Origin of the sequence: Haloechinothrix salitolerans (assembly GCF_042662605.1) — a bacterium.
Classification (GTDB): domain Bacteria; phylum Actinomycetota; class Actinomycetes; order Mycobacteriales; family Pseudonocardiaceae; genus Haloechinothrix_A; species Haloechinothrix_A salitolerans.
This window is the reverse complement of record NZ_JBHSXX010000001.1, coordinates 3,211,004-3,233,045: the sequence shown is the minus strand read 5'-3', so window position 1 is coordinate 3,233,045 and position 22,042 is coordinate 3,211,004. Positions and strand designations below refer to the sequence as shown.

The 22,042-nt window shown below is 69.4% G+C and carries 23 protein-coding genes; 16 read left to right on the top strand and 7 right to left on the bottom strand.

Going from position 1 to position 22,042, the window contains the following annotated elements:
* The first annotated feature begins 3 nt into the window (after positions 1–3).
* The 7 genes from ACFQGD_RS15335 to ACFQGD_RS15305 all read left to right on the top strand — a co-directional run bounded on the left by ACFQGD_RS15335 (position 4) and on the right by ACFQGD_RS15305 (position 7,629).
* Positions 4–1,239, top strand: coding sequence for a tetratricopeptide repeat protein (locus ACFQGD_RS15335; RefSeq protein ID WP_345392662.1), 1,236 nt, complete (start codon positions 4–6; stop codon positions 1,237–1,239).
* Between the two features lie 2 nt (positions 1,240–1,241).
* Positions 1,242–2,024: a hypothetical protein gene (locus ACFQGD_RS15330; RefSeq protein ID WP_345392665.1), complete on the top strand. Its 783-nt coding sequence runs from the start codon at positions 1,242–1,244 to the stop codon at positions 2,022–2,024.
* A 210-nt stretch (positions 2,025–2,234) separates the two neighbouring features.
* The gene (locus ACFQGD_RS15325) at positions 2,235–3,845 is read left to right on the top strand and encodes an ABC transporter substrate-binding protein (protein ID WP_345392668.1); all 1,611 of its coding nucleotides are present in this window, start codon (positions 2,235–2,237) and stop codon (positions 3,843–3,845) included.
* An 11-nt stretch (positions 3,846–3,856) separates the two neighbouring features.
* Positions 3,857–4,822 carry an ABC transporter permease gene (locus ACFQGD_RS15320; RefSeq protein ID WP_345392671.1) on the top strand — a complete coding sequence of 322 codons (966 nt, stop codon included), beginning with the start codon at positions 3,857–3,859 and terminating at the stop codon, positions 4,820–4,822.
* Positions 4,806–5,678: an ABC transporter permease gene (locus ACFQGD_RS15315; protein WP_345392674.1), complete on the top strand. Its 873-nt coding sequence runs from the start codon at positions 4,806–4,808 to the stop codon at positions 5,676–5,678. Before ACFQGD_RS15320 ends, ACFQGD_RS15315 begins: the two co-directional genes overlap by 17 nt.
* The gene (locus ACFQGD_RS15310) at positions 5,675–6,667 is read left to right on the top strand and encodes an ABC transporter ATP-binding protein (RefSeq protein WP_345392677.1); all 993 of its coding nucleotides are present in this window, start codon (positions 5,675–5,677) and stop codon (positions 6,665–6,667) included. Before ACFQGD_RS15315 ends, ACFQGD_RS15310 begins: the two co-directional genes overlap by 4 nt.
* Positions 6,664–7,629: an ABC transporter ATP-binding protein gene (locus tag ACFQGD_RS15305; protein ID WP_345392680.1), complete on the top strand. Its 966-nt coding sequence runs from the start codon at positions 6,664–6,666 to the stop codon at positions 7,627–7,629. Before ACFQGD_RS15310 ends, ACFQGD_RS15305 begins: the two co-directional genes overlap by 4 nt.
* A 17-nt stretch (positions 7,630–7,646) precedes the next feature.
* Here the strand turns inward: ACFQGD_RS15305 and ACFQGD_RS15300 are convergent, their stop codons facing one another.
* From ACFQGD_RS15300 to ACFQGD_RS15290, 3 genes are read right to left on the bottom strand one after another with little or no spacing between them, the layout of a single operon-like run.
* Positions 7,647–8,141: a hypothetical protein gene (locus ACFQGD_RS15300; protein ID WP_345392683.1), complete on the bottom strand. Its 495-nt coding sequence runs from the start codon at positions 8,139–8,141 to the stop codon at positions 7,647–7,649.
* A gap of 27 nt (positions 8,142–8,168) precedes the next feature.
* A complete protein-coding gene (locus ACFQGD_RS15295) occupies positions 8,169–10,067 on the bottom strand; it encodes a nickel-dependent hydrogenase large subunit (RefSeq protein ID WP_345392686.1) in 1,899 nt (632 codons plus the stop codon).
* A 21-nt stretch (positions 10,068–10,088) separates the two neighbouring features.
* Entirely contained in the window at positions 10,089–11,474 is a 1,386-nt protein-coding gene (locus tag ACFQGD_RS15290) for an NADH-quinone oxidoreductase subunit B family protein (RefSeq protein ID WP_345392689.1), read from the bottom strand.
* A 162-nt stretch (positions 11,475–11,636) separates the two neighbouring features.
* On the opposite strand from ACFQGD_RS15290, the gene ACFQGD_RS15285 reads away from it, so the two are divergent.
* The 3 genes from ACFQGD_RS15285 to ACFQGD_RS15275 are packed head-to-tail and all read left to right on the top strand — an operon-like array spanning position 11,637 to position 12,468.
* On the top strand, positions 11,637–11,903 hold the full coding sequence (locus ACFQGD_RS15285) for a hypothetical protein (protein ID WP_345392692.1): 267 nt from the start codon (positions 11,637–11,639) through the stop codon (positions 11,901–11,903).
* Complete coding sequence (locus tag ACFQGD_RS15280; protein WP_345392695.1) at positions 11,900–12,205, top strand: hypothetical protein; 306 nt, start codon at positions 11,900–11,902, stop codon at positions 12,203–12,205. The genes ACFQGD_RS15285 and ACFQGD_RS15280 overlap by 4 nt, the downstream gene beginning before the upstream one ends.
* Positions 12,202–12,468, top strand: a complete 267-nt coding sequence (locus ACFQGD_RS15275) for a hypothetical protein (RefSeq protein WP_345392698.1) — start codon at positions 12,202–12,204, stop codon at positions 12,466–12,468. The genes ACFQGD_RS15280 and ACFQGD_RS15275 overlap by 4 nt, the downstream gene beginning before the upstream one ends.
* A 61-nt stretch (positions 12,469–12,529) precedes the next feature.
* Here ACFQGD_RS15275 and ACFQGD_RS15270 read toward each other — a convergent pair whose 3' ends face one another.
* Positions 12,530–13,294, bottom strand: coding sequence for an ATP-binding protein (locus tag ACFQGD_RS15270; protein WP_345392701.1), 765 nt, complete (start codon positions 13,292–13,294; stop codon positions 12,530–12,532).
* 131 nt (positions 13,295–13,425) lie between these two features.
* On the opposite strand from ACFQGD_RS15270, the gene ACFQGD_RS15265 reads away from it, so the two are divergent.
* Positions 13,426–14,169 (top strand): nucleotide-binding protein, encoded by a 744-nt coding sequence (locus ACFQGD_RS15265; RefSeq protein ID WP_345392704.1) that lies wholly within the window; start codon positions 13,426–13,428, stop codon positions 14,167–14,169.
* Positions 14,170–14,175: 6 nt separating this feature from the next.
* Here the strand turns inward: ACFQGD_RS15265 and ACFQGD_RS15260 are convergent, their stop codons facing one another.
* On the bottom strand, positions 14,176–14,910 hold the full coding sequence (locus ACFQGD_RS15260; RefSeq protein WP_345392707.1) for a nucleotide-binding protein: 735 nt from the start codon (positions 14,908–14,910) through the stop codon (positions 14,176–14,178).
* On the bottom strand, positions 14,907–15,701 hold the full coding sequence (locus tag ACFQGD_RS15255) for a nucleotide-binding protein (protein ID WP_345392710.1): 795 nt from the start codon (positions 15,699–15,701) through the stop codon (positions 14,907–14,909). Before ACFQGD_RS15255 ends, ACFQGD_RS15260 begins: the two co-directional genes overlap by 4 nt.
* Positions 15,702–15,872: 171 nt before the next feature.
* Between ACFQGD_RS15255 and ACFQGD_RS15250 the strand changes: the two genes are divergently transcribed.
* The 5 genes from ACFQGD_RS15250 (at position 15,873) to hypE (ending at position 19,513) form a co-directional block, all read left to right on the top strand.
* On the top strand, positions 15,873–16,277 hold the full coding sequence (locus ACFQGD_RS15250) for a hypothetical protein (RefSeq protein ID WP_345392713.1): 405 nt from the start codon (positions 15,873–15,875) through the stop codon (positions 16,275–16,277).
* On the top strand, positions 16,261–16,818 hold the full coding sequence (locus ACFQGD_RS15245; protein ID WP_345392716.1) for a hypothetical protein: 558 nt from the start codon (positions 16,261–16,263) through the stop codon (positions 16,816–16,818). Before ACFQGD_RS15250 ends, ACFQGD_RS15245 begins: the two co-directional genes overlap by 17 nt.
* 173 nt (positions 16,819–16,991) lie before the next feature.
* Positions 16,992–17,264 (top strand): HypC/HybG/HupF family hydrogenase formation chaperone, encoded by a 273-nt coding sequence (locus ACFQGD_RS15240; protein ID WP_345392719.1) that lies wholly within the window; start codon positions 16,992–16,994, stop codon positions 17,262–17,264.
* A gap of 10 nt (positions 17,265–17,274) precedes the next feature.
* Positions 17,275–18,411 (top strand): hydrogenase formation protein HypD, encoded by a 1,137-nt coding sequence (gene hypD, locus ACFQGD_RS15235; protein ID WP_345392722.1) that lies wholly within the window; start codon positions 17,275–17,277, stop codon positions 18,409–18,411.
* Positions 18,398–19,513, top strand: a complete 1,116-nt coding sequence (hypE, locus tag ACFQGD_RS15230; RefSeq protein ID WP_345392725.1) for a hydrogenase expression/formation protein HypE — start codon at positions 18,398–18,400, stop codon at positions 19,511–19,513. The genes hypD and hypE overlap by 14 nt, the downstream gene beginning before the upstream one ends.
* A gap of 102 nt (positions 19,514–19,615) precedes the next feature.
* Here hypE and hypF read toward each other — a convergent pair whose 3' ends face one another.
* The gene (gene hypF, locus ACFQGD_RS15225; RefSeq protein ID WP_345392749.1) at positions 19,616–21,973 is read right to left on the bottom strand and encodes a carbamoyltransferase HypF; all 2,358 of its coding nucleotides are present in this window, start codon (positions 21,971–21,973) and stop codon (positions 19,616–19,618) included.
* Positions 21,974–22,042 lie beyond the last annotated feature (69 nt).

Below are 22,042 nucleotides of genomic sequence, written 5' to 3'. Positions count from 1 at the left end.
CCGATGCGAACCACCGAGCCGCCCGACAGTCCGCTCGCCGAGCTGCGCGATCGGCTGACGCGCTATCCGGCGGACCGTTATCCGGTGCAGCACGCGACGGCGCAGTTCCATCTCGGCGGGCTGCTGGTCGAGGCGAACCGGATCGACGAGGCCCGCGCGGCGTTGGCATGCGCCAGCGAGCTGTTCGGCCCGCGGCGGATGCCGGTGGAGCACGCCAAGGCGCTCAACGCGCTCGGCGCGGTGCACCGGCTCACCGGCGACCTCGACCGCGCGGAGGAGTGCTTCGCCTCGGCCGAGCGGCGCTTCGCCGAGGCCAACCTGCCGAGGGAGCGTGGCGCGGCCGCGTTCAACCTTGGCCTCGTACACCGGCAGCGGCAGGACGAGGCGACGGCGTTGGACTGGTTCCGGCTGGCGGCCGAGCTGTTCGACGAGGCACCGGCGGAGGCCGCGGCGACCGCGCGGGAAATTGCGGCGAGCCTGCTGGCGACCGGTGAGCCGCAGGCCGCGCTCGACGCGCTTCGTCCCGCGTCGGAGCGCGCGGAGAAGACCGGTGACGTCGCGGCGCGCGGCGCGGTGGCGAACCTGCGCGGGCTCGCCCACCTGGCATTGGACGTCCCGGAGCAGGCGATCGAGGACTTCACGCTCGCGATCGCCGCCAACCCGCGCGGGGTGCGGCCCGGCGAGTACGCCATGGCCAAGGCCAACCTCGCGCTTGCCTGCGAGCGTGCGGAGCAGCCTGACCACGCCCGGCTCGCCGCAGCGCAGGCGCTCGGAGTACCGGACGCCGCCGAGCCGGTACGGGCGCAGGCCACCGGGGTGCTGGACCGGGTCGGACACCGCCCGTGCGCGCTACCCGAGGTGCTCGACACCGTGGCCGAGGACAACTGGCCGCCGCTGCTGCGCGAGGAGCTGTCCCGCTGGGCCGATCTCAGCGAGCCCGACCGGCGCGCGGCAGCGGGCGCGTGGATCGACGGCCAGCTCGCCCGACCGCAGACGGCGATGGCGCTCGCGGAGGCGTGGCTGGGCGGGCTGCTCGAGCTGCCCCCGGACGCCATGGAGCGGCTGATCCGCAGCACTCTCGCGGCGCTGGCGAGCAAGGAGCACGCGGACGCGTTCCGCCGCACGGTGTCGTCCGCGATGATCCACTTCCACGTGCCGCAGTGGATGCGGCTGCGCGACACCTTCGCCTCGGTGGCGGCGGAGTTCGACGGCGCATCCGCCTGGGAACGGTGGGGCTAGGCATGACGCTCGGCGACGACCTCGCGGAAGACGTGCTGGCGGCGACGCTGCCCGACAGGGAGGTGCGCTGCTACCCTGCCGTGCTGTCCAGCGAGAGCGTGGCGCTGGCCTGGGCGCGCGAGGGCGCACCGCACGGCGCGGTGGTGACGGCGGGCTACCAGGTCTCGCCGCGCGGCAGGGGCGGCGTGCCGTGGACCGTCGATCCAGCGCGCGACGTCTGTTTCTCGCTGGTGCTGCGCCCCGACCTGCCGGTGGCACGGGAGGGTTGGCTTTACACGACGGCGGTGTCCGGGCTCGCCGATCGCCAGAACGACGCGACGATCACGTGGCCGGACGAGGTGCACACCGTGCGGGGCCGGGCGGCGGCGGTGGGCGCCTGGGTGGAACTCGGACCGGACGGGGTGCGGTGGGCGGTGCTGACGGTGCTGCTGTCCGGCGTTGATGCTGACGGTCCTGATGGTCCTGACGGTGCCGCGGGCCGGGCGGCGGAACTCTCGCGTGCCGTGCGGGCGATCGAGCACCGCCTGGCGGCGGACGCCGATGACGTCCTCGCGGACTACCGCGCCCGCTGCGACACACTCGGTCGCCGAGTGCGCGCGCGGATGATTCCACTCGGCCCCGCCGGTCCGCGGGTCGAGGGCGATGCGGTCGACGTCTTGTCCGACGGGTCACTGACCATCCGCACTGACCGGGGCAGTCGCGTCGCCGTCCGGCCGCAGAACCTCGGCGTCCTCGATGTGCTGTCGGCGGACGAGCCCTCGGCGGCGACGCCGGACGACCGCTAGGCCAATTGGGCGAGATCAGCTCGGTATATGCGGTCGACACTTACCTACGCCATTTGCCGAAGCGGACACTCGTTTCACCTGACCTGAATACCGGCGATTCATCCTATTCCCCAGCCGGCCCCGGAGGTCACCATGGCGCAGCGCAGTGCCAGTGTCCGTTCCACGTCTCGACCAGCCCGACCGATCCGCCGCCCAGCGACGACCGCAGCCGTGGCCACCACCCTCGTGCTGGTCGCGACGGCCTGCGCGGCCGACGATACCGGCCCAGCGGCACCACAGAGCGAGGGTGAGCCGACGAAGGGCGGCACGCTGGTGGTGGCGATCAGCTCCGATCCCGACCACCTCAACCCCGCGATCACCACCAGCGGCGCCACCCACACCGCCGCCGAGCTGCTCTACAACGGACTCGTCCGCCTGGACGCCGACGGCACGCCACAGCCGGAACTGGCAGAGTCGTGGGAGGTCGCCGACGACGGCGCGCGCTACGTCTTCCAGCTGCGCGATGACGTCACCTGGCACGACGGCGAACCGTTCACCTCGGACGACGTCAAGTTCGCCTTCGAGGACGTGCTGCTGAAATACCACTCGCGCACCCAGGCCTCCCTCGGCGACGCGCTGGCGAGCATCGAGACCCCGGACGAACACGCTGTGGAGTTCATCTTCGACGAGCCGTACGGCCCGCTGCTGCAACAGCTCGACGTCACCGAGGCGCCGATCGTGGCGGAGCACGTCTACGAGGGCACCGATCCGTTGGAGAACCCGGCCAATCGCAAGCCGATCGGCACCGGACCGTTCACGCTGGAGGACTACACACCGGACGCGGAGATCCGGTTCGCCGCCAATGAGGACTATTTCAAGGAAGACCTGCCTTATCTTGACAGTGTCGTGATGCGGGTGATACCTGAGGAGTCCAACCAGGTCGTCGCGCTGGAATCCGGCGAGGTGCAGTGGCTGTGGGGCGTACCAGGCCCCGACCTGGAACGACTGCGCGCCGACGGCCGCTTCGAATTCCTGGAGACCAGCGTCAACCCCGGCGGCGCGAACTGCATCATGACGGTCACGTTCAACCTGGACCGCCCTATGTTCGACGACGTCGACACGCGGCGGGCGATCGCGCTCGCGCTCGACAAGCAGCAGTACCTCGACCGCGTTCAGTTCGGACAGGGCAAGGTCGCCGAAGCGCCCATCTCCAGCGGCATCTCCTATGCCCACGCCGAGAACCTCGACGGCATGCCGAGCTACAACCCGGACGAGTCGGCGCGGCTGCTCGACGAGGCGGGCTGGGTGCGCGAGGGAGACGATACCCGCGTCGCGCAAGGCGTCGACGGCGTCAAGGACGGCACGCCACTGGAGTTCGACTTCCTGCACTTCCCGAACTTCGCGGACTACGGCGAGCTGTTCCGCGCGCAACTGGCCAAGGTCGGCGCGGACGTCGAGCTGCGCCCGCTCGAACCGCCGGTGTTCGTGGAGACGGTGTTCACCCACCGGAAGTTCGACACCAACGTCATCTCGTACTGCAACGGCAACGACCCCGAGATCGGCGTGAAGCGGATGTATCTGTCGTCGAACATCGGCCCGGTCCCGTTCTCCAACGCGGCCGGATACCGCAACCCGACGGTGGACACGCTGTTCGAGGAGGCCCGCACGGCGATCGGGGACGAGCGCACGGAGGCGTATCGCAAGCTGCAAGAAGCCCTCGTGGCGGACCTGCCCTACGCCTGGCTGGTGGAAACCACCGCCACCAGGGTGTTTCCCAAGCGCTGCGGCGGGTTCTCGCACTCCGGGCACTTCGCGGAGGCCGCCTACTGCGCGACGAGTTAGGTCACGGCGCGATGAGCTGGCGCTACGTCGCCCGCAGGATCGCGCAGCTGGTTCCCACGGTCGCCGCGATCCTGCTGGCGAGTTTCCTGCTCATCCACCTCGCGCCCGGTGACCCCGTGCTCGCGCTGGCTGGCGAGCACGGGGACGCCGAGTACTACGCGTTCATGCGCGACAAGTTCGGCCTGGACGAACCGCTGCACCAGCAGGTGCTGACCTACGCGGGCAACGTGCTCACCGCCGACTTCGGCATCTCGTACGTCCAGGGCAGGCCGGTGCTGGACGTCGTGCTGGAGCGGCTGCCCGCCACGATGCTGCTCACCGGGGCGGCGCTGGTGCTGTCCACGCTCACCGGCCTGCTGGCGGGTGTGTTCACCGCGACCCGGCGCAGCCGCTGGCCGGACCTCACCGTCAGCGGCGTACTGCTCACGCTCTACGCCGCGCCGGTGTTCTGGCTCGGCCAGCTCGCCATCCTCGGGTTGGCGCTGGGCGCGGGCTGGTTCCCCGTGCAGGGCATGAGCACGGCGGGCAGCGACGCCACCGGCCTCGCGCGGCTTCTCGACGTCGCGCACCACCTCGCGTTGCCGGCGATCGTGCTCGCCTCCCAGGAAATCGCGGCGGTCGGCAGGCTCACGAGGGTCGGGCTGCGCGACGAACTGGACAGCGACCACGTCCGAATGGCACGCGCCAAGGGCCTCGCCGAGGCCACGGTCGTCGTCAAGTACGGGCTGCGGCGGGCGCTCTCCCCCGTCGTCACGATCATCGGCGGCCGGATCGGGCACCTGGTCGCGGGCGCGGTGATCGTCGAGGTGGTGTTCGGCTGGCCGGGGCTGGGCAGGCTGCTTGTCATCTCGATGCAGAACCGCGACGTGCCGATCGTGCTCGGCATCTTCCTGCTGGTGGCCATCGCCGTCGTGATCGCCAACGTCCTCACCGACCTCTGTTACGCCTGGTTGGATCCCCGTGTCCGCTACCGCTGACGGTGTCCCCTTCGAGCCCGCCGCGACCGGCGGGCGGCGGCGTGGCGTGCTGCGTGGGGTGCTCACCACGCCCTCGGGGCTGCTCGGCGCGGGGCTGACGACGACGTTGACCCTGGTCGCGGTGTTCGCCCCCGCGCTCGCGCCGTACGACCCGTTCGCCATCGACGGCCCCGTCCTGCGTCCGCCCTCGGCGGCGCATCCGCTCGGCACCGACGCCCTGGGCCGCGACATGCTGTCCGGGGTGCTCTACGGCACGAGGACGTCGCTGTTCGTCGCGGGCACCGTCGGTGTGCTGGTCCTGCTGATCGGCTCGCTCGTGGGTGCGGTGTCCGGCTACACGGGCCGGTGGACGGACGACGTGCTGATGCGGCTCACCGAGGCGTTCCAGGTGCTGCCGAGGTTCTTCCTCGCCATCGTGGTGATCGCGTTCTTCGGGCCCGGCATCGATCGGCTCGTGCTGGTGCTCGGCTTCACGTCGTGGCCGATGCTCGCGCGGGTGGTGCGCGGCGAAGTGCTGTCGCTGAAACAGCGCGAGTTCGTCGCCGCCGCACAGGCGCACGGCGCGTCGAGCGTGCGGGTCGTCGTCCGCGAGATCCTGCCGAACGCGCTCCCAGCGGCGATCGCGCTGCTCGGGCTCATCCTGGCGCAAGTGATCCTCATCGAGGCCAGTCTCGGCTTCCTCGGTCTCGGCGATCCCAACGCGATGAGCTGGGGGTATCTGGCCAACGAGGCGCAGCGGTTCCTGCGGGTGGCGTGGTGGCTGCCGCTGTTTCCCGGGCTGGCGATCCTGCTCGCCGTGCTCGGGCTGAACCTCCTCGGCGACGCGCTCACCGACATCCTCGGCGGACGCCGATGAGTGAACCACTGCTGGCGATCCGGGACCTGGTGGTCGAGTTCGGCACCGGGCGCGACGCGGTGCGCGCGGTGGACGGCATCGACCTCGACGTCTATCCGGGCGAGACGGTCGGCGTCGTCGGTGAGTCCGGCTCAGGGAAGACGGTCGCGATGCTGGCGGCGCTCGGGCTACTCCCCCGCTCCGGCCGCGTGGTGCGCGGCCAGGCGCTGCTCGGCGGCACCGACCTGCTCCGGTTGCGCCGCCGCGCGCTTCGCCGGATCAGGGGCAGCCGGGTGGGCATGGTGTTCCAAGACCCGCTGACGTCGTTGCACCCGTCCTACCGGGTGCTGGACCAGGTCGCCGAGGCGGTCCGGGTGCACCATCCCAAGCTGTCTTCGGCCGAGGCGGACGCACGGGCCATCGACGTCCTTGACCTGGTGGGGGTGCCCGAACCGGCGCGGCGCGCCAGGCAATACCCGCACCAGTGGTCCGGCGGGATGCGGCAACGCGCGGTGATCGCCGCGGCGATCGCGAACCAGCCCGCGCTGCTCATCGCGGACGAACCGACGACAGCGTTGGACGTCACGGTGCAGGCGCAGATCCTGGACGTCCTGCGCTCGGCGCGGGCGCTGACCGGAGCGGCGTGCGTGCTGATCACCCACGACCTCGGCGTGGTCGCGGAGCTAGCCGAACGGGTGGTCGTGATGTACGCCGGACGGGTGCAGGAGACGGGCACGGCGGAACAAATCTTCCGCGGGCCCCGGCACCCGTACACCGTAGGACTGCTGGCGACGTTGCCCCGGCTGGAGGGCCCGGTGTTGCCGCTGACGCCGATCCCCGGCCAGCCGCCGGGCCCCGGCGAGCGGATCGCGGGGTGTCCGTGCCGGCCGCGGTGCGCGGTGGGGCGCGACCGGGTCGAGTGCGCCACCAGCCGTCCCGAGCTGCGGGAGCTGGACGGCACCGGACAGCAGGTGGCCTGCCACTGCCCGCACGACGGGACGGCGTCATGACCGGCGAGCCGGTGCTGCGGGTGGAACACCTGGTCAAGCACTTCCCGGACGGGCACGGGGCGACGGTGCGCGCGGTGGACGGCGTCAGTTTCACCCTCGGTGCCGGCGAATCGCTGGGGTTGGTCGGCGAGTCGGGATGCGGCAAGAGCACACTGGCTCGCACCGTGATCCGGTTGCTGGAGCCAACCAGCGGGCGGATCGTCTTCCGGGGCGTCGACATCACGCACGCCAGCAAACGGGAGCTGCGCTCGGTGCGGCGGGCGATGTCGATCGTGTTCCAGGACCCGTACGCCTCGCTCAACCCGAGGATGCGCGCGGGTGAGATCATCGCGCAGCCGCTGCGGATTCAGGGTGTCTGGCGTTCCGGTGGTGAAGAGCGAGTCGCGGAACTGCTGCACACCGTCGGGCTGAACCAGCAGCACGCCTCTCGGTTCCCGCACGAGTTCTCCACCGGCCAGCGGCAACGCATCGGCATCGCCCGCGCGCTCGCGCTCGACCCCGAGCTGCTGATCTTGGACGAGCCGGTGTCCGCATTGGACGTCTCCATCCGCGCGCAGATCATCAACCTGCTCGACCGCTTACGCACCGACATCGGGCTCGCCTACCTGTTCATCGCGCACGACCTCGCCGCCGTGCGCCAGACCTGCGACCGGGTCGCGGTGATGCACCTCGGCACGATCGTCGAGACCGGGACACGGGAGGACATCTACCGCCGCCCCACGCACCCGTACACCCAGGCGCTGCTGTCGTCGGTGCCAGTGACCGATCCCGGACTGCGCGGTCGCCGGCGGCGTATCCGGCTGACCGGCGAGCTACCCAGCGCGATCGACCCGCCGAGCGGCTGCCGGTTCCGCACCCGCTGCTGGAAGGCGACCGCGCATTGCGCCAACGAGACGCCCGCGCTGATCGACCGGAACGGCCACCCCAGCGCGTGCTTCTACCCCGAGCTGGCCAGCCCGTGAGGCCCGGCGCGCGAACGTCACATCTCGATCGGCGCGGCCACCTCAGCGCGCACCAAGGTCACGACCTCGGCGAGGGCGCGTTCGGCGACGTCGGACAGCCGTTCGCTCGGCTCCGTCGTCGCCGGTTCGACCTCGATGCACACCGTCCGCTCCGGTAGCGCGCCGAACGCGGCGGCGACGTCAATGATGAGGTCGACGTCGACGTAGCCGGTCACCGCCTGCTGCACCAAGCGCTGCACCTCGGCGGGTTCGCGCACCGGCGGCGTCACGTCGCGGCGCACCACCGCGCCCGGCTCACGTCCGCGCGCGATAGCCCCCACAAGCACGAATACCGACGGCTCTAGCTCGGCGAGCCGCTGCGCCACGGCGACCGCGCCGTAGTGCAACTCCTCGACGACAACGTCGCTGCCGTTCTCGCCCAGACGTTCGGCAGCCAGCCGCTCGGCGGCGCGCCGCCCCAGGTCCAGATCACCCTGGAACAGCTCGCCAGCCCCACCGACGAAGACCGTCACCGCAGCGCCAATCCCGGCGGCATGGCGCTAGTCCGCGCCACAGGAGCAGGTGTTCACCTCGCGCATCACCGTGCCGGATCCGGTGTGCACGTGCGTGGTGCACGGCATGCACGGGTCAAAGCTGCGGATGGTGCGCAGCATGTCGATGGAGGTGAACTTGTCCGGGGATGCGTCCTCGATGATCGGCGTGTTCATCACCGCCTCCTCGTACGGACCGGGCTGGTCCCACGGGTCGCGCGGCGAGGCGTTGATGGTCGACGGCGTACAGATCTGGTAGTTCGCGATCTTGCCGCCGTCCATCACCAGGTGGTGGGTCAGGAAGCCGCGACCAGCACCCCACCAACCCATGCCGACCCGCTCGCCGTCGGGGATGTGCTTGTCCAGCTCGCCCGCCGGCACCGCGGCCACCTTTCGCTCGCCCCGTTTGAACAGGTCGTACGCCTGGAGCAGGCTGAGCCAGCCGACCAACTGCGAGAACAGGTAGTGATACGCCCTGCCCCGGTTGCGCTCCAGCGCGTTCCACACCTCGGGCACCTTCCACTCCACAACGGACTGTTGCGATGTTCCTTTGGGAATCCGCATCCGCAAGCTGTGGCCGGTCGACTCGATGAAGTCGTTGTGGGGCTGCAGTCCAGCCATGGCGGTGGTGAACAGCCTGGCGTAGGCGCCCGCCTCGACGACGTTGCGATCCCAGCGCGGGGTGCAGGCCCAGGTGTACTTGTCCTTCCACGACTTGCCGGTCGGGCTGGGCAGCGTGCGCTTGTTCCACGGGTGGTAGGTGCTGATCGGGTTGCCGAGCGGATCGGTCGTGTAGCGGTCCCCCGCCCACTGCTCGTAGTAGGAGTGCTCGACGAACTCCTCCCACCCGATGTTGATGTCGGTGAGCCGGGTGGTCACCAGCTCACCGTCGATGACGACGCCGGGCGTCGACCAGCGCCGCGCACCCCAGCCGTTGCAGTTCTCGTAGGTGGCGTCGTAGGCGAACGGGTCGTCCCAGAACCCGGGGTCGATCAGGTTCATCGGCCGCGCGCCGACCTGCTGGTAGCGCTCGTCGCACTCGTAGAAGAAGTCGGGGATGTCGTTCCACACCCCGAGCATCCGCTGGGCGTAGTCGAACAGCCTGCCCAGCTTGGAGTGGTACTCGTTGAGCGTCTGCATCGTCACGGTGGACGACACCCCGCCCGGCACGACGGTCTGCGGGTGCGGATACTTCCCGGCGAGGATCGAGAACATCTCCCGCGACAGCCGGGTGAACTCCAGCCCCTCCTGGTAGAGCTTGCCGGTCAGCGGGTTCAGCTCGGTCATCAACTCGGCCATAGTGGCGAAGCCGTGGGTCTTGGCGTTCGGGCACTTCCACTGCTCCGCCTTCGGCCACAGCTCCGGGTTGACCGCCTTGACCACGGACTCGGAGTAGTCCGGCCCGGCGAGCAGGTACAGGTGCAGCGGGTTGTCGTAGCCCATCTCGGCCGCTTCCTGCATGTTGCGCACCACCGTGCCCAGCGGCGGCGGCTTCAAGCCCATCGCCATCTCGATCGCGTACGCCGAGCAGTGCGAGTGCACCCCGCCGCAGACGCCGCACGCCCGCGAGGACACGAAGATCGCGTCACGGGGGTCGCGGCCCATCAGGATGACCTCGTAGCCGCGGAACAGCGTGGCCTGCGAGCGGGCATCCAGGTAACGCCGATTGTCCAGGTCGGCCGTGACGTTGACGGCGAGCGCGCCCGCGACCCGAGTGACCGGGTCCATGTTGATGTCCTTGACGTGGCCGTTGGCGGCCATCAGCCGCTGGATCGTGGCTTCCCGCTCGGCGTCGGTGACGCGCACGTCCGGCCTGCTCGTCGTGATCGCGTAGGGGTCGGGGATGCCTTGCTTGAGCTGCGCGTTCCCGTTCGCGTCGAACTCGATCGGCAGGTTCTTGAAGCACATACGAAGCTCCCTACTCGCAGGTTATTCCCCGCCGCTGTCGCGTCGCTCGCCACCGGGCAGCCGGGCCTCGGTGGCGGGTTCCCGCTTGGTGGTCCACTCGTCGCGCTTGCCCCAGGCTGGTGTCTTGGTGTTCTTGCCGGTGTCGGTCGAGCGCCGGAACTTGTCGTAGAACTTGTGTCCGATCTCGGACAGCGTGGTCGGTTCGGACTTCTCCCGGGCCCAGCCGCTGGGGGTTTGCTTGTGCAGGTCCCAGCGCACTTCCCGGTTGAGGTGGGCGTTGGTGTACAGCCGCATCGGCCGGATGACACCGCCGAGCAGCCGCGACGCCGTGGTCGAGACCTTGGAGCCTGGTGGCGTCTTGTAGAACGGCGTGAACTTGTCGGGGAAGCCGGGCATGGTGCAGCCGATGCACGCGCCACCGGCGTTCATGCAGCCGCCCGCGTGGTTGATCGCACCCCGCGACGTGATGTTGCAGTTGACCACCGGACCCCAGCAGCCGATCTCGACCAGGCACTCCTTGTCGCCGAACTCCTCGGCGTAGCTGCCCTCCTCGTAGTACGCGCCGCGCACGCAGTGCCGGTGCACCGTCTCACCGAACAGCCAGGCGGGCCTGCCCAGGTCGTCGAACTCCGGCAGCGGACCGTAGCCCTGCAGAAAGTAAAGGATCGCGGCGACGGTCTCGGTGAAGTTGTCCCCGATGGGGGCGCACCCGGGCACGTTCACCACCGGCAGCCCGAACGCGCTGCGGTAGTCCTTGCCGAGGAAGTCCATCATGCTCATCGCGCCGGTCGGGTTGCCGTCGGCGGACGGGATGCCACCCCAGGTGGCGCAGGTGCCGATCGCGATCGACGCCGCCGCGCCGGGGGCGAGCCGTGCGATCCACTCGTCGGTGGTCACGGTGCGCATCGCGCCGTCAGGGCCCCACGGCTCCTCGCCCTGGCCTGCCCAGTAGCCGCCGGTCTCCAGCGCGATGGTCTCGTCGGTGATCGAGCCTTCCAGCACGATCGCGTAAGGAGCGTCCAGTTTGCCCTGCACCGCCAGCTCGTGCGGGCGCATGTACTTCGGTCCTGACTCGACGTTGACGACCGGATGGTGGAGCACCACCTGCGGCAGACCTGGGTGCGCGCCGAGCAGCAGGCTTTCCACCGAAGGGGACTGCGCCCCGGTCACCGACACCGTGCAGCCGTCGCAGCTCATCCCGGCGAACCAGAACACGTGGATCTTCTCCAGCGGACCGACGCGCCTGCTGGGGTCGGTGTGGGCGACCGGATCCAGCATGTCCTCCATTGAGGACCGCGTCGGCATCCCGAAGTCACCGAGGTCCTCCTGGTTGTGGAACTGGTCGACCGGGCCAAGGACCTCGAGCAACCGCTGCGCCGGGGTTCGTTCGGATGACTGCGCGACCATGGTTGTCGCCTCCGTCGGGTCACCGGGACACTCGGTATCTGACGATCACATCTACCGTATCGCGTACCCGGTGGCACCGAAAGTGGGAGCTGACGGACTACCACTCCGGTGTATGCTCAATGCATCTAGCGGACTTGACGTCTCGCGAACACGAGGTGCGATATGACCCTCGCGACTGACCATCTGACCGGCTGGTGGGTCGGGTACGTGATCGGCGCCGCTGTGGTGCTGGTCGTCGCCGTCCTGCTGATCCTGATCATCGCGACCGTGCGGCGCATCGCCGCCGTCGCGGCGGACGCCACGGAGTCGCTGCGCACCACCCAGCAACGCACCGAGGTGCTCTGGGAACTCGAGGCGACCCGCACGGCAGCCAAGGACATCCTCGCCGGTGCCACCGAAGCCCGACACGCGCTGGGAGGCAACCGATGACCCGCGCCCTCTCCGACGACACCCAAGTGCTGTGGTGGATCACGCTCGGCGTCGGCCTCGTCGTGGCCGTCGTGGTGGTGATCCTGCTGCAACTACTGCTCAACGCCGTCGGCGCGGTGGAACGCAACGTCATCACATTGTGGGACACCGCGACCACCGTCGCCCGCAACACCGCGACGTCCTGGCAGCTCGACTCCACCGGCGACCAACTCGACGCGATCAAGGCGGAGGCCCTGCGGCACGACGCGCTGCTGGGCGGCAACGGCAAGCACGCCCGCCCGACGGAAGGGGGCACGCCATGACCGCCCTGCTGGTGACGTTGACCGTCATCGAGATCGCGCTGGTCGTGGGTGTGCTCGCGGTGTATCTGATCCTGATCGGGCGCAAGCTGCGAATCGTGTCGAACACCCTCGGCAAGGTGGCGTTCGGCGTGCGCGCCGTCGAGTCGCAGACCGCGCCGATCGGGCCGTCGGTGGTCCGCATCAACCAGCGGCTCGGCGAGATCAACGACGCCCTCGGCCCGCTCGCGGAGAAGGCCGAAGCCGCCGCCCGGCAGCGCGGCTGACCCGGCGTTCGCCGTACGCTGGCCACGGCTGGCCTGGGCGTATCGGCTGGCGGGCGCTGTCTCAACCCTGTGGCGTGCTCGCCGTGCGCAGCTGCGTGGCCAGCTCACCGATCGCGGCCGCGGCCGGACTGTCCGGGGTGGCGTCCAGCAGCGGCGTGCCCGCGAGGTCGGCGGCGGCCACGGCGTCGTCGTAGGGCACGCTGGCCAGCCGCGTCAGCTCGTGCCGCTCGCAGAACTCGGCCATCGCGTCGCCCTCCGACGTTGAGCGCAGCTTGTTCGCGATCACCCCGATCCGCGCGATCGACAGCTCCGCCGCGAGCGGCGCGAGCCTGCGCACCGTCTCCAGCGACCGGAAGTACGGCTCCGCGACCAGCAGCAAGATGTCGACGTTGCGCACCGTTCCCCTGCTGAGTTGCTCCGGCGACGCCTCCATGTCAACGACTGTCACGACGTCCAGCGTGGCACCGAGGTCGGCCAGCACCGCGCCAACGGTGGCGTGCGCCGAGCACAGGCAGCCCTCCCCCGCGTGCGCGGGCCCGCCCATCGACAGCAGGGTCACGCCGTCGGGGCCCGCGGTGCCGTGCGCGGCGAGGACGTCGTCCACACTGCCGGTGAGCGCGGGACCGCCCAGGCGTTTCGACACCACCGACACCGGGAGCGGATGCCCCGATGTCACTCGATTGAGCCCCAAGGCGGCGGCGAGATTGGGGTTGGAGTCGGCGTCGATGGCGATCGTCGTCGCGCCCGATCTGGCGGCCAGGCGCGCCAGGGTCGCGGCGATGGTGGTCTTGCCGACCCCGCCCTTGCCAGCGATGCCGATGCGCATGGTGCACCTCTCGTCGTGGGCGGGGCTGTCCTCGGCAGGGCTTCGTCCGCTGGCCTGCCCGCGGCAGCCGTTCTATCGTTGGCCTCATTCTGCGACTGGCGCAGCGTGGGAACAACACGAAGGAGCTGGTCATGAAACTTGGCGTGGTCGGCAAGGGTGGCGTAGGCAAGACGACTGTCAGCGCGTTGCTCGGACGGGCGTTCGCGGCGCGGGGACGACGCGTACTCGCCGTCGACACCGACTCGAATCCCAACCTGGGCGTCTCACTCGGCCTCGACCAGTGGCGCACCGACGCGATGTCGGTGCTGCCCCGGTCGCTGATCGTCGGCGCCGCGGGTTCGGCGAGTGCGGCAGACGTCGTGCGCGACTACGGTGTCGAGACGCCGACCGGGGTGACGTTGTTGTCAGCGATCAAGGTGACCGAGGCGGGCGCGGGCTGCACCTGCGCGGGCCACGCCAGCGTGCGCAGCCTGCTCGGCGAGGTCATGGCGGAGCAGGCCGACGTCACGCTGGTCGACATGGAAGCCGGGCTGGAGCACCTGAGCCGATCCGGCGGCACGCTCGCCTACGCCGACGTGCTACTCGTCGTCATGGAACCCAGTCGCAAGTCGGTGATCACGGCCGCCCGCACGCAGGCGCTCGCGGCGGAGCTGGGCATCCCGCTGGTGTTCGGCGTCGGCAACAAGGCACGCGGCGACGACGAGGCGTTCTTCACCGCACTGTGCGGGGAGTTCGACGTTCCGTTACTGGGCGTGCTGCCATACGACGACGCCGTGCCCGCCGCCGACCGGGCCGGTACCGCGCTCGGCGAGGTGCCAGCGGCGGTGGACGCGCTGGTCGACGCGCTGGAGTCGCGCACCGCCATCGCGGGCTGACGTCCGTTACGCCGGGGCAGTCAGCCTGCCCGCGAGCGTGGCGATCGCCCGCACACCCTCGGCGTCCGGCGCGAGGTCAAGCGGGGCGAGTCCCTGCCGGTCGGCCTCGGCGATGCGCTCGTCATGCGGCACGCACACGACGTCCGCCTCGGAGAACGCGTCGGTGATCAGCGCGCGGTCGACGTCGTCCCGGACCTGGTTGCCGAGGATGACGAGCCTGCCGAGCCGCTTCTCCGCCACCAGTTCAGCCGCCCGCCGCGCGACCTCGACTGACTTTGCGGTCGGCACGACTACCAGCACGACGACGTCGACGGCGCCTTCCTCCAACCGCGTCAGCGTGCCGGTGCCCGCCTCGAAGTCGGCGATGACGGTCCGCTGGTCGAACGCGACCGTGCGCAGCAGTTGCTCCGGCGACAGCCCACAACACGGGCAGCCCGGCTCCGGCTTCTCGATAGCGCTGACCACGGCGAGTCGCACGCCGTCCGGCGCGTCGCTGCCGAAGACGTCGACCAGCGAATCCCAGCTCGGCGCGTGCTGCTGGTCTCCGTCGTCGAGCGATTGCCGCAGGCCGATGAGTCGCTCGGTTTCGTCATCCCCGATGCCGAGGGAGATGCCGAGGTTGGGGTTGGTGTCGCAGTCCAGCGCGACGACCTTCGTGCCGCCACGCGCGAGGGTGCGCGCGAGCACGGCGGCCGTCGTCGTCTTGCCGACGCCGCCCTTACCGACGACCGCGAGTTTCATCGTCCACCGCCTTGGAGTTCCGCGAGTACTGGTGTGGTCTGGCGTGCCGCGAGCCGTTCGGTGAGCGTGACGATCGCCGTCACGGCGGGCGCGTCGGGCGCGGCGTCCAGCACCGAGCGGCCCTCGCGCTCAGCGGCGAGCACGTGCTCATCCCACGGCACGCTGCCGACGACGTCGAGGCCGGTACGCCGCCGTACGCGCTCGGTGTCGCCGTCATCGCGGGCTTGGCTGATCACCGCGACGATGCGGTTCGGCGCGGCGTCCGTCGCCGCGAGCTTGGCGAGCCTGCGTGCCGAGAGCAGTCCCGCCGAGGTCGGCGGCGTCACGACGACCACCGTGTCGGCGTAGCCGGCCCAGCCGAAGAACGGCTGCCGGGTGCCGCCCGGCAGGTCCCCGATGATCGTCGGTGTCTCGGGTGGCAGGCCGTCGAGGATCTGCCGGAACGCCCACTGCGACCGCATCAGCGGCGCGCCCGACGCGCGGGTCTTGCCGAACTGGAGGAACCGGACGCCATCCGGGGCGGGCAGCGCATAGTCGCGGAGCGCGTCGAACGCCGTCAGACCCTGCCGCAGCCGAAACCGGGGACCGGGCTCCCCCTCGGCCTTCTCCTCGACAGCGTCCGAGGGGATCGCCGCGTCAACGACGCCGAGACCGAGCGAGATCGATAGGCCGGGCAACGGATCGGAGTCCACCGCCAGGACGTCCTCGCCCTGACGCGCGAGCAGCCGCGCCACTACCCCGGCGATCGCGGACTTCCCCGCGCCGCCCTTGCCGACGAACGCCACCCGCATTGGTTTCGTCCTCTACGCCGTTTGGCTGTCAGGTCGTATCGGCAGCATAGTCCTGTCCCGATAGCGTTGCCGGTCGTGCGAGTCGCTACGCCATTCGGACCACTAGATGACCATTACATCTAGTGACTCTGCAGTCACTCAGTCGTAGCGTTATCACTCGTGAGGTGACGTATGACACACACGTGGCACTTACGACCCGCACGAAAATCCGGCACGACGAGCCGTCCGGCTGACGCCCAGACGGGCGATACAGACGTCGCAGCCGCACACCCTCACTGCACCTTCTGCGCCATCGCCAATACCACGGTCGGCGTCCTGATCGGCCTCGCACCGGTGGCGACCCCGCTGCTCACCGGCCGCGCGGAACTCGCGTTGTGGGGCCTGCCACTGACCCTGCTCATCCTCGGCTACACCGCACGTCGGGTCGGCCACGTCGGCTTCCTGCCAGGAGCGGATCGCATCGCGCACGCGACCGGATTGAGCCGCATCGTCGGCCCCGACTCACCTGAGCACGACGCCCAGACGGATACGGCACTACCGCAACGGAAAGGAGGCAGCGATGACGAACAGCGCTGAACATCGGAGTGCATCCGGCGACACGGGAGGACGCGTCGGTGTGGGCTGGCGCGTGTTCCAGGTGCTCGCCCTGATCGCGGGCGTCTCCTACATCATCGGCTGGGTGGCCACCGGCCCGGCGCGGTACTTCGACGGCATCGTCGCGTCACCGACCGCGTTGTCCAGCTACACCAGCGTGATCAGCTTCCTGTCGCCGATCGTCGCGCTCGCCGCCATCCTGCTCGCGGTGGATCCGCACCGGCTCAACATGCTCATGAAGAAGTCACCGGCGGCGCGCGCGGTCGCCGTGCTACTGCTGGTGCTCACCGTGGGCTGGCTGCTCAACGGCATGTTCACCCCGATGTACGAAAAGCTGGTCACCGTTCCCATGAACGAGTCCAAGGTGCTGCCAATTCCTGGCGGCGTCTTCCTGCACATGGTGTTGCAGCACTGGTTCATGTCGATCGCGGTGCTGACGCTGGCGCTGATGCCGAACCGGTTCTCGGCGCTGATCGCCAACCCACAGCCCGCCTCGTTGCAGTGCGCCGTGGTGCGCTGCTGATGCCTCTCTCGGCCGCCGGGCGCAGCGTGAGCGCGCCCGGCGGCGTCGTGCTGCCACCCGATCGCCACGTTGTGTGCCGTGGCTAACAGTCGTACCGTCACAAGCGGTATAGGACTTCGACAGATAGTGGCTCGGCTCAGTGGCCACGCTGTCGGCCAGGGAGGTGACCCGCGATGTGTCTCGGCATCCCCGGTGAGGTCATCGAGATCGATGAGGAACGTCCTGACCTCGCGAAAGTGGCGGTCAGCAGTGTCAAGCGCAAGATCAACATCGGACTGCTGTCGGACGACCCACCTGAGCCAGGCGACTGGGTGCTGATCCACGTCGGGTTCGCGCTGTCCAAGATCGACGAGGCGGAGGCAACGGCGACGCTGGAGTTCCTCACCGATCTGGGCCAGTCGTATGAGGACGAGTTGGCCGCGCTTCGCGAGTCGCGGATCGACTGAGGAGGCACGCATGCGCTTCGTTGACGAGTTCCGCGACGCCGAGAAGGCCCGCGCGCTGTCGGCCAAGATCACCAGCCTGTGTGAGCCGGGCCGCGAGTACAAGTTCATGGAGGTCTGCGGCGGGCACACCCACACGATCTACAAGCACGGGCTGGAGGACTACCTGCCTGAGAACATCCAGCTGGTGCACGGCCCCGGCTGTCCGGTGTGCGTCATCCCGATGGGGCGGGTGGACGACGCCATCCACATCGCGCGACAACCCGATGTACTGATGACTTCGTTCGGCGACATGATGCGCGTCCCCGGATCGGGTGGGAACTTCTTCGATTCCAACGCCGAAGACACCAACATCCGCATGGTCTACTCACCGCTGGACTCACTGAAGATCGCACGACAGAACCAGGACACCCACGTCGTTTTCACGGCGATCGGGTTCGAGACCACCACGCCGTCCACCGCCATGACCGTGCTACGCGCGGCGCACGAAGGCCTGGACAACTTCTCGGTGTTCTGCAACCACGTCACGATCATTCCCGCGATCAAGGCGATCCTCGACTCCCCCGATCTGCGACTGGACGGCTTCATCGGGCCGGGTCACGTGTCCACCGTGATCGGCTGCCGCCCGTACGAGTTCATCGCCCGCGATTACGACAAGCCGGTCGTCGTCGCCGGGTTCGAGCCGCTGGACATCCTGCAGTCGATCTACCAGCTCATGCTCCAGCTCACCGAGGACCGCCGCGAGGTGGAGAACCAGTACGCGCGCGTGGTGCCGTGGCAGGGCAACACGGTGGCGTTGAAGGCGATTCACGAGGTCATGGAGCTGCGGCCGTACTTCGAGTGGCGCGGGCTCGGGTTCATCTCCCACTCGGCCATGCGCGTCCGGGAGAAGTACGCCGAGTTCGACGCCGAGCGGATCTTCGACATGCCCGGCGTGCGCGTAGCCGACCCGAAAGCCTGTCAGTGCGGCGAGGTACTCAAGGGTGTGCTCAAGCCGTGGGAGTGCAAGGTGTTCGGCACGGCGTGCACGCCGGAGACCCCGATCGGCACCTGCATGGTCTCGCCGGAAGGCGCCTGCGCGGCGTACTACAACTTCGGCCGCTTCACCCGGGAGCGTGTCAAGGAGGCCGCCCACCATGAGCACGTCTGAGCGGGTCTCCACCCGCACCGACCAGCCCACCGACCGCGAGCAGCAAGTCCTCGACCGCATCGACAAGGCGCGCCGGCGTAAGCCGAAGGTGCGCGAGGAGCGCGTCACCCTCGCCCACGGTTCCGGCGGGAAGGCGACGCAGACACTGATCGAGGCAGTGTTCCTGGACGCCTTCCGCAACCCGCTGCTGGAGCCGTTGGAGGACAGCGCGTCATTCCCGGTCGATGCCGGGCGGATGGCGCTGACGACGGACTCGTTCGTGGTGTCGCCACTGTTCTTCCCCGGCGGCGACATCGGTGAACTCGCCGTCAACGGCACAGTGAACGACCTCGCCGTCGCGGGCGCTCGGCCGCTGCATCTGACAGCCGGATTCATTCTCGAGGAAGGCTTCCCGATCGAGGACTTGCGGCGCATCGTGACGTCGATGACCGCGGCGGCCGAAACGGCCGGCGTGCAGGTCGTCACCGGCGACACGAAGGTGGTACAACGCGGCAAAGCTGACGGCTGTTACATCAACACGACCGGCATAGGCGTCTACGAGCATGCCCGCGAGCTAGGTGTCGCCACCGCACGGCCCGGTGACGCGGTGCTGGTGTCCGGACCCGTCGGCGAGCACGGCATCACGATCATGCTGGAGCGCGGCGAGCTCGACATCGAGGCCGACGACCTGACGTCGGACACCGCACCGTTGAACGGCTTGGTCACCGCGCTGCTGGACGCCGTTCCGGGAGTGCGGGCGATGCGCGACGCCACGCGCGGCGGGGTCGCGACGATCTTGAACGAGGCGGCCCGCGCGGCGAACGTTTCGGTGACCGTGCACGAGGACGCCGTGCCGGTACGCACCGAGGTGCGAGGTGCGAGCGAATTGCTCGGCATCGACCCGCTTTACGTCGCCTGCGAAGGACGTCTAGTAGCCATTGTGGATGGCGAGCAGGCCGACGACGCCCTCACGGCGCTCCGCGCCCACCCGCTCGGCACGGAGGCGGCTATCATCGGCCGCATTGGCGACGACCCGCCGGGGATGGTGCTGCTCAACACGGCGTTCGGTGGCACACGGATCATGGATCTGCTGGTCGGAGACCCGCTCCCCCGCATCTGCTGAGGTCGGTGATGCGGCACAACGCGGAGATCGAACACTCGCGGACAGTTGATCTTCTTTGCTCCCTGAGCAACCAAAATTGTCCTGATTGTCCGGATCTGCTGGTCATTCAAGGAGCAAAGGAGATCCACTCACCGAAGTAGCGGCCACAACAGGAGTCGTTTCGCCGGTCGCGGCACGCCGCTGGTGAGCCGCGATGACCGCCTGGCCGAGGCTGATGCCGCCGTCGTTTGTCGGTACTCGGGAATGGATCAGCACCCGGAAGTCCCGCTGTTCTAACGCGTCCACCGTCGCGCCGAGCAGCAGCAGGTTCTGGAACACCCCGCCCGACAACGCGACCGTGCCGATGCCGGTCGACGTCCGCAACCGGTCACACACCCGCGCGATCACGTCCGCGACGCCGTTGTGAAACCGCGCGGCGACGACGGCGGGCACGACCCCCGCGCGCAGGTCCGCGACACACGCCCGCACGAGGTCTACACCGGACACCCGTAGCGGATCGTCTCCCATGACAGCGGCCTCATACGCGCCCCGCTCGCTCGGACTGGCCACCTGCTCCAGCTCGATCGCCGCCTGCCCCTCGTAGTTGATCGCGTCCCGGATCCCGAGTACGGCGGCGACGGCGTCGAACAAGCGACCCGCACTCGACGTCGACGGCGCGTTGACCCCGCTGCGCGCCATCGACCGCACCGCCCGCCAGTCTGCCGCGTTGCGGGTGACGACGCCGAGGTCCGGCACGTCATCGCCGTACGCACGGTCCAGGTACGCCGCCGCCATCCGCCACGGCTGCTTGATCGCCTTCGCCCCGCCGGGCATGGGCACGGAGTCGATCAATCCGAGCCGACGGAACGACGTCAAGTCCGCGAGCAGGAACTCCCCGCCCCAGATCGTGCCGTCGGTGCCGTAGCCGGTGCCATCGAACGCGACACCAAGCACCGGGCCCCGCTCCCGGTTGTCCGCGAGACACGACGCGATGTGCGCGTGGTGGTGCTGCACCCCCACCAGCTCCACATCGGACAGGTCGAGCGCGTACTTGGTGGACAGGTACTCCGGATGCAAGTCGTAGGCGACAACGTCCGGTTGGACGTCGAACAGCGCGCGAAAGTGTTCGATACCCTGGGTGAACGAACGCAGCGTCTCGAAGTTCTCCAGATCGCCGATGTGGTGCGACAAGAAGGCATGCCGCCCCTTCGCCACGCAGAACGTGTTCTTGAGCTCCGCCCCGCACGCCAGGATGTGCCTGCCGACGTCGAACTCCAGCGGCACCGCTTCCGGCACGTACCCGCGTGACCGACGCTGCACCTGCGCCGTGCGCCGGAAACTCCGCACCACCGAGTCGTCGGTGCGGATGTGAATGGGCCGGTCATGGGTGAGCATGGCGCCCGCGATCGCGCCAAGGCGGTCGACGACGTCCTCGTCGCGATACACGATCGGTTCGTCGGAGATGTTTCCGCTGGTCAGCACGATGGGACGGCCAACGCCGGCGAGCAAAAGGTGATGCAGCGGCGTGTAAGGCAGCAGGACGCCGAGCCGGCGGTTACCAGGCGCGACGGCGTCCGCGATCGGCGTGCCATGTCGCTTCGGCAGCAGCACGATCGGACGTCGACGGCTGGTCAGCAGCTCCGCGTCGACGTCGTTGACCTCGCACAGCTCCCGCGCGGCCGCGAGGTCGGGCACCATCACGGCGAACGGCTTGTCCTCGCGGTGCTTGCGGGCACGCAAGGTGGCCGACGCCGTGGGGTGGGTGGCGTCGGTCGCGAGGTGAAACCCGCCGAGGCCCTTGACCGCGAGCACATGGCCGTCGCGCAGCAACCGCGCCGCTGCCGCGAGCGGGTCGTCGATGTCAGCACGCGGGCCAGGCTGGGCACCGTGCCCGGCAGTGTCCCCGCCGGTGAGGAGGTCCAACCGCAACCTCGGCCCGCACGCGGGGCAGCACACCGGCTGCGCGTGGAACCGCCGATCGGCCGGGTCGTGATACTCCGCCGAGCACGCCTCGCACATCACGAAGTCGGCCATCGTCGTGAGCGGCCGGTCGTACGGCACGCCGCGCACGATGGTGAACCGGGGACCGCAGTTGGTGCAGTTGATGAACGGGTACCGGTAGCGGCGATCGGCCGGGTCGGCCATCTCGCGGAGGCAATCATCACAGGTGGCCGAGTCCGCCGAGATCAGTGTGCTGGCTTCGTCACCGGCCAGACTCGCCACGATGGTGAACCCGGCCTCGCCGGTCGGCGGGATCTCGCGCGACCGCACGTCCTCGACCACCGCCAGTGGCGGCGCCTCGGCCGTGACGGCGCGCAGGAACTCCTTCGTGGCGGCGGCGTCGCCCTCCACTTCGGCGAACACACCAGACGCGTCGTTGCCGACGTGGCCGGACAGCCGCAGACGGGTAGCGAGGCCATACACGAACGGGCGAAAGCCGACCCCCTGCACCACCCCGTCGATCCGCACCGCCATCCGCATCACACGGTCCACGCGTCCAGTGTGCGGCAGCCCCCGCGGGTATGCGACCCGCGACAACGTCGCCGAAAA

Coding starts and splice junctions, on each gene's coding strand:
- ACFQGD_RS15335 (WP_345392662.1), top strand. CDS start 4: ATGCGAACCACCGAGCCGCCCGACAGTCCGCTCGCCGAGCTGCGCGAT.
- ACFQGD_RS15330 (WP_345392665.1), top strand. CDS start 1,242: ATGACGCTCGGCGACGACCTCGCGGAAGACGTGCTGGCGGCGACGCTG.
- ACFQGD_RS15320 (WP_345392671.1), top strand. CDS start 3,857: ATGAGCTGGCGCTACGTCGCCCGCAGGATCGCGCAGCTGGTTCCCACG.
- ACFQGD_RS15310 (WP_345392677.1), top strand. CDS start 5,675: ATGAGTGAACCACTGCTGGCGATCCGGGACCTGGTGGTCGAGTTCGGC.
- ACFQGD_RS15305 (WP_345392680.1), top strand. CDS start 6,664: ATGACCGGCGAGCCGGTGCTGCGGGTGGAACACCTGGTCAAGCACTTC.
- ACFQGD_RS15295 (WP_345392686.1), bottom strand. CDS start 10,067: ATGTGCTTCAAGAACCTGCCGATCGAGTTCGACGCGAACGGGAACGCG.
- ACFQGD_RS15290 (WP_345392689.1), bottom strand. CDS start 11,474: ATGGTCGCGCAGTCATCCGAACGAACCCCGGCGCAGCGGTTGCTCGAG.
- ACFQGD_RS15285 (WP_345392692.1), top strand. CDS start 11,637: ATGACCCTCGCGACTGACCATCTGACCGGCTGGTGGGTCGGGTACGTG.
- ACFQGD_RS15280 (WP_345392695.1), top strand. CDS start 11,900: ATGACCCGCGCCCTCTCCGACGACACCCAAGTGCTGTGGTGGATCACG.
- ACFQGD_RS15275 (WP_345392698.1), top strand. CDS start 12,202: ATGACCGCCCTGCTGGTGACGTTGACCGTCATCGAGATCGCGCTGGTC.
- ACFQGD_RS15270 (WP_345392701.1), bottom strand. CDS start 13,294: ATGCGCATCGGCATCGCTGGCAAGGGCGGGGTCGGCAAGACCACCATC.
- ACFQGD_RS15265 (WP_345392704.1), top strand. CDS start 13,426: ATGAAACTTGGCGTGGTCGGCAAGGGTGGCGTAGGCAAGACGACTGTC.
- ACFQGD_RS15260 (WP_345392707.1), bottom strand. CDS start 14,910: ATGAAACTCGCGGTCGTCGGTAAGGGCGGCGTCGGCAAGACGACGACG.
- ACFQGD_RS15255 (WP_345392710.1), bottom strand. CDS start 15,701: ATGCGGGTGGCGTTCGTCGGCAAGGGCGGCGCGGGGAAGTCCGCGATC.
- ACFQGD_RS15250 (WP_345392713.1), top strand. CDS start 15,873: ATGACACACACGTGGCACTTACGACCCGCACGAAAATCCGGCACGACG.
- ACFQGD_RS15245 (WP_345392716.1), top strand. CDS start 16,261: ATGACGAACAGCGCTGAACATCGGAGTGCATCCGGCGACACGGGAGGA.
- ACFQGD_RS15240 (WP_345392719.1), top strand. CDS start 16,992: ATGTGTCTCGGCATCCCCGGTGAGGTCATCGAGATCGATGAGGAACGT.
- hypD (WP_345392722.1), top strand. CDS start 17,275: ATGCGCTTCGTTGACGAGTTCCGCGACGCCGAGAAGGCCCGCGCGCTG.
- hypE (WP_345392725.1), top strand. CDS start 18,398: ATGAGCACGTCTGAGCGGGTCTCCACCCGCACCGACCAGCCCACCGAC.
- hypF (WP_345392749.1), bottom strand. CDS start 21,973: ATGCGGATGGCGGTGCGGATCGACGGGGTGGTGCAGGGGGTCGGCTTT.